This window comes from Streptomyces solitudinis, from assembly GCF_036323765.1.
Taxonomy (GTDB): Bacteria; Actinomycetota; Actinomycetes; order Streptomycetales; family Streptomycetaceae; genus Streptomyces.
Genome location: NZ_JAZDCW010000021.1, coordinates 1 through 5,315 on the forward strand (window position 1 = coordinate 1; position 5,315 = coordinate 5,315).

A 5,315-nucleotide genomic window follows, 5' to 3' on the forward strand; every position below is an offset into this window, starting at 1 on the left:
CCGGGTGGGGTGAGGTTTCTTTGAGATACACAACAGCGAGGACGCTGTGCACCGGCCGGGATTATTCCTCCCGGTGGTGCCGCTCTCACTGTGTGTGCTTGGTTCAAGCATTCACGGAGAGTTTGATCCTGGCTCAGGACGAACGCTGGCGGCGTGCTTAACACATGCAAGTCGAACGATGAAGCCGCTTCGGTGGTGGATTAGTGGCGAACGGGTGAGTAACACGTGGGCAATCTGCCCTGCACTCTGGGACAAGCCCTGGAAACGGGGTCTAATACCGGATACGACACATGGAGGCATCTCCGATGTGTGGAAAGCTCCGGCGGTGCAGGATGAGCCCGCGGCCTATCAGCTTGTTGGTGGGGTGATGGCCTACCAAGGCGACGACGGGTAGCCGGCCTGAGAGGGCGACCGGCCACACTGGGACTGAGACACGGCCCAGACTCCTACGGGAGGCAGCAGTGGGGAATATTGCACAATGGGCGGAAGCCTGATGCAGCGACGCCGCGTGAGGGATGACGGCCTTCGGGTTGTAAACCTCTTTCAGCAGGGAAGAAGCGCAAGTGACGGTACCTGCAGAAGAAGCACCGGCTAACTACGTGCCAGCAGCCGCGGTAATACGTAGGGTGCGAGCGTTGTCCGGAATTATTGGGCGTAAAGAGCTCGTAGGCGGCCTGTCACGTCGGATGTGAAAGCCCGGGGCTTAACTCCGGGTCTGCATTCGATACGGGCAGGCTAGAGTTCGGTAGGGGAGATCGGAATTCCTGGTGTAGCGGTGAAATGCGCAGATATCAGGAGGAACACCGGTGGCGAAGGCGGATCTCTGGGCCGATACTGACGCTGAGGAGCGAAAGCGTGGGGAGCGAACAGGATTAGATACCCTGGTAGTCCACGCCGTAAACGTTGGGAACTAGGTGTGGGCGACATTCCACGTCGTCCGTGCCGCAGCTAACGCATTAAGTTCCCCGCCTGGGGAGTACGGCCGCAAGGCTAAAACTCAAAGGAATTGACGGGGGCCCGCACAAGCGGCGGAGCATGTGGCTTAATTCGACGCAACGCGAAGAACCTTACCAAGGCTTGACATACACCGGAAAACCGTGGAGACACGGTCCCCCTTGTGGTCGGTGTACAGGTGGTGCATGGCTGTCGTCAGCTCGTGTCGTGAGATGTTGGGTTAAGTCCCGCAACGAGCGCAACCCTTGTTCTGTGTTGCCAGCATGCCTTTCGGGGTGATGGGGACTCACAGGAAACTGCCGGGGTCAACTCGGAGGAAGGTGGGGACGACGTCAAGTCATCATGCCCCTTATGTCTTGGGCTGCACACGTGCTACAATGGCCGGTACAATGAGTTGCGATGCCGTGAGGTGGAGCGAATCTCAAAAAGCCGGTCTCAGTTCGGATTGGGGTCTGCAACTCGACCCCATGAAGTCGGAGTCGCTAGTAATCGCAGATCAGCATTGCTGCGGTGAATACGTTCCCGGGCCTTGTACACACCGCCCGTCACGTCACGAAAGTCGGTAACACCCGAAGCCGGCGGCCTAACCCGTAAGGGAGGGAGTCGTCGAAGGTGGGACTGGCGATTGGGACGAAGTCGTAACAAGGTAGCCGTACCGGAAGGTGCGGCTGGATCACCTCCTTTCTAAGGAGCATATAGCCAGCTTCGGGCGAGTGTCCCGGAGTGGTTGCTCATGGGTGGAACGTTGACTATTCGACCGGTCTGGTCGGGTTGCTTGCTGTGAGTACGGCTCCTCGTTTTGCGGGGGGTGTGGAAAGCGGGGGTGGCCGGATGGGGCTGGTGGGGTGTGCTGTTGGGTGTCTGAGGGTGCGGCCGTGTGGCTGGTGTCCTTGGGTTGCCGGTCCCAGTGAACTCGCCTGTTGTGGTGGGGTGGTGGGTGGCTGGTTGTTGTTTGAGAACTGCACAGTGGACGCGAGCATCTGTGGCCAAGTTTTTAAGGGCGCACGGTGGATGCCTTGGCACCAGGAACCGATGAAGGACGTGGGAGGCCGCGATAGGCCCCGGGGAGCTGTCAACCGAGCTGTGATCCGGGGGTGTCCGAATGGGGAAACCCGGCAGTCGTCATGGGCTGTCACCCGCTGCTGAACGCATAGGCAGTGTGGAGGGAACGCGGGGAAGTGAAACATCTCAGTACCCGCAGGAAGAGAAAACAACAGTGATTCCGGGAGTAGTGGCGAGCGAAACCGGATGAGGCTAAACCGCAGGCGTGTGATACCCGGCAGGGGTTGCGTGTGCGGGGTTGTGGGAGTTCTCTTGACCGGTCTGCCGGCTGGTCGGCGAGTAAAAAATTGCTGGTGTAGGCGAAGGGCATGCGAAAGGCCCGGCGTAGAGGGTAAGACCCCCGTAGCTGAAACGTCAGCAACTCGTTTGAGGATCACCCAAGTAGCATGGGGCCCGAGAAATCCTGTGTGAATCTGGCGGGACCACCCGTTAAGCCTAAATATTCCCTGGTGACCGATAGTGGATAGTACCGTGAGGGAATGGTGAAAAGTACCGCGGGAGCGGAGTGAAATAGTACCTGAAACCGTGTGCCTACAAGCCGTGGGAGCGTCGCCGTGTGTGCTTGCATGCGCGGTCGTGACTGCGTGCCTTTTGAAGAATGAGCCTGCGAGTTTGCGGTATGTTGCGAGGTTAACCCGTGTGGGGGAGCCGTAGCGAAAGCGAGTCCGAAGAGGGCGTTGAGTAGCGTGCCCTAGACCCGAAGCGGAGTGATCTAGCCATGGGCAGGGTGAAGCGGCTGTAAGAGGTCGTGGAGGCCCGAACCCACCAGGGTTGAAAACCTGGGGGATGACCTGTGGTTAGGGGTGAAAGGCCAATCAAACTCCGTGATAGCTGGTTCTCCCCGAAATGCATTTAGGTGCAGCGTCGTGTGTTTCTTGCCGGAGGTAGAGCACTGGATAGGCGATGGGCCTTACCGGGTTACTGACCTTAGCCAAACTCCGAATGCCGGTAAGTGAGAGCGCGGCAGTGAGACTGTGGGGGATAAGCTCCATGGTCGAGAGGGAAACAGCCCAGAGCATCGACTAAGGCCCCTAAGCGTGTGCTAAGTGGGAAAGGATGTGGAGTCGCAGAGACAACCAGGAGGTTGGCTTAGAAGCAGCCATCCTTGAAAGAGTGCGTAATAGCTCACTGGTCAAGTGATTCCGCGCCGATAATGTAGCGGGGCTCAAGTACACCGCCGAAGTCGTGTCACTCACACAAGTAGCCTTAATGGGTGTGTGGGTGGGTAGGGGAGCGTCGTGTGCCGGGTGAAGCAGCACTGTAAGGTAGTTGTGGACGGTTCACGAGTGAGAATGCAGGCATGAGTAGCGATACAAGAGTGGGAAACTCTTGCGCCGATTGACTAAGGGTTCCTGGGTCAAGCTGATCTGCCCAGGGTAAGTCGGGTCCTAAGGCGAGGCCGACAGGCGTAGTCGATGGATAACCGGTTGATATTCCGGTACCCGCTGTGAAGCGTCCAACACTGAATCTTCTGATGCTAAGGCCGTGAAGCCCCCTGTGTTGTTCTTTGGACAGCATGGGTGTGGTGGAGCCGCTGACCCGAGGGGGTAGTAGGTGAGTGATGGGGTGACGCAGGAAGGTAGTCCATCCCGGGCGGTGGTTGTCCCGGGGTAAGGGTGTAGCCCGAGAGGTAGGTAAATCCGTCTCTCGTGTGGGGTGAGACCTGATGCCGAGCCGTTGTGGTGAAGTGGATGATCCTATGCTGTCGAGAAAAGCCTCTAGCGAGTTTCATGGTGGCCCGTACCCTAAACCGACTCAGGTGGTCTGGTAGAGAATACCGAGGCGTTCGGGTGAACTATGGTTAAGGAACTCGGCAAAATGCCCCCGTAACTTCGGGAGAAGGGGGGCCTCTTCTGGTGATGGGCTTTGCGCCTTGAGCTGGGGGTGGCCGCAGAGACCAGCGAGAAGCGACTGTTTACTAAAAACACAGGTCCGTGCGAAGCCGTAAGGCGATGTATACGGACTGACGCCTGCCCGGTGCTGGAACGTTAAGGGGACCGGTTAGCTCTGTTTCGACGGGGCGAGGCTGAGAACTTAAGCGCCAGTAAACGGCGGTGGTAACTATAACCATCCTAAGGTAGCGAAATTCCTTGTCGGGTAAGTTCCGACCTGCACGAATGGCGTAACGACTTCTTGACTGTCTCAACCATAGGCCCGGTGAAATTGCAGTACGAGTAAAGATGCTCGTTTCGCGCAGCAGGACGGAAAGACCCCGGGACCTTTACTATAGCTTGATATTGGTGTTCGGTTCGGCTTGTGTAGGATAGGTGGGAGACTGTGAGCCGGTCACGCTAGTGGTCGGGGAGTCGTTGTTGAAATACCACTCTGGTCGTGCTGGATGTCTAACCTGGGTCCGTGATCCGGATCAGGGACAGTGTCTGGTGGGTAGTTTAACTGGGGCGGTTGCCTCCTAAAGGGTAACGGAGGCGCCCAAAGGTTCCCTCAGCCTGGTTGGTAATCAGGTGGTGAGTGTAAGTGCACAAGGGAGCTTGACTGTGAGACTGACGGGTCGAGCAGGGACGAAAGTCGGGACTAGTGATCCGGCGGTGGCTTGTGGAAGCGCCGTCGCTCAACGGATAAAAGGTACCCCGGGGATAACAGGCTGATCTTCCCCAAGAGTCCATATCGACGGGATGGTTTGGCACCTCGATGTCGGCTCGTCGCATCCTGGGGCTGGAGTCGGTCCCAAGGGTTGGGCTGTTCGCCCATTAAAGCGGTACGCGAGCTGGGTTTAGAACGTCGTGAGACAGTTCGGTCCCTATCCGCTGTGCGCGTAGGAGTCTTGAGAAGGGCTGTCCCTAGTACGAGAGGACCGGGACGGACGGACCTCTGGTGTGCCAGTTGTTCTGCCAAGGGCATGGCTGGTTGGCTACGTTCGGAAAGGATAACCGCTGAAAGCATCTAAGCGGGAAGCCTGCTTCGAGATGAGGGCTCCCTCCCACTTGATGGGGTAAGGCTCCCGGTAGACGACCGGGTTGATAGGCCGGAGATGGAAGGTCAGTAATGGCTGGAGTTGACCGGTACTAATAGGCCGAGGGCTTGTCCGTAGTTGCTTGCGTCCACTGTGTAGCTCCCAGACAGCAAATGGTCTTCTGGTTGAGCTGGTCTATATGTGAATAGAGTGCTTGTTCGCTGACCTTGTCAGGTTTCCGCCCTCCTTGGTGGGGGTGGTGATGGGGTTTCGGTGGTTATAGCGTTAGGGGAACGCCCGGTTACATTTCGAACCCGGAAGCTAAGCCTTTCAGCGCCGATGGTACTGCATGCGGGAGTGTGTGGGAGAGTAGGACGCCGCCGAACAA

General features: G+C 57.8%; 3 rRNA genes. All 3 read left to right on the plus strand.

The window, feature by feature from the left end:
- Positions 1–110 precede the first annotated feature (110 nt).
- The 3 genes from V1J52_RS25920 to rrf all read left to right on the plus strand — a co-directional run bounded on the left by V1J52_RS25920 (position 111) and on the right by rrf (position 5,313).
- Positions 111–1,638, plus strand: a 16S ribosomal RNA gene (locus V1J52_RS25920).
- Between the two features lie 300 nt (positions 1,639–1,938).
- A 23S ribosomal RNA gene (locus V1J52_RS25925) occupies positions 1,939–5,063 on the plus strand.
- Between the two features lie 133 nt (positions 5,064–5,196).
- Positions 5,197–5,313: ribosomal RNA gene (rrf, locus tag V1J52_RS25930) — 5S ribosomal RNA — on the plus strand.
- The 16S, 23S and 5S rRNA genes sit together here, the layout of an rRNA operon.
- Positions 5,314–5,315 lie beyond the last annotated feature (2 nt).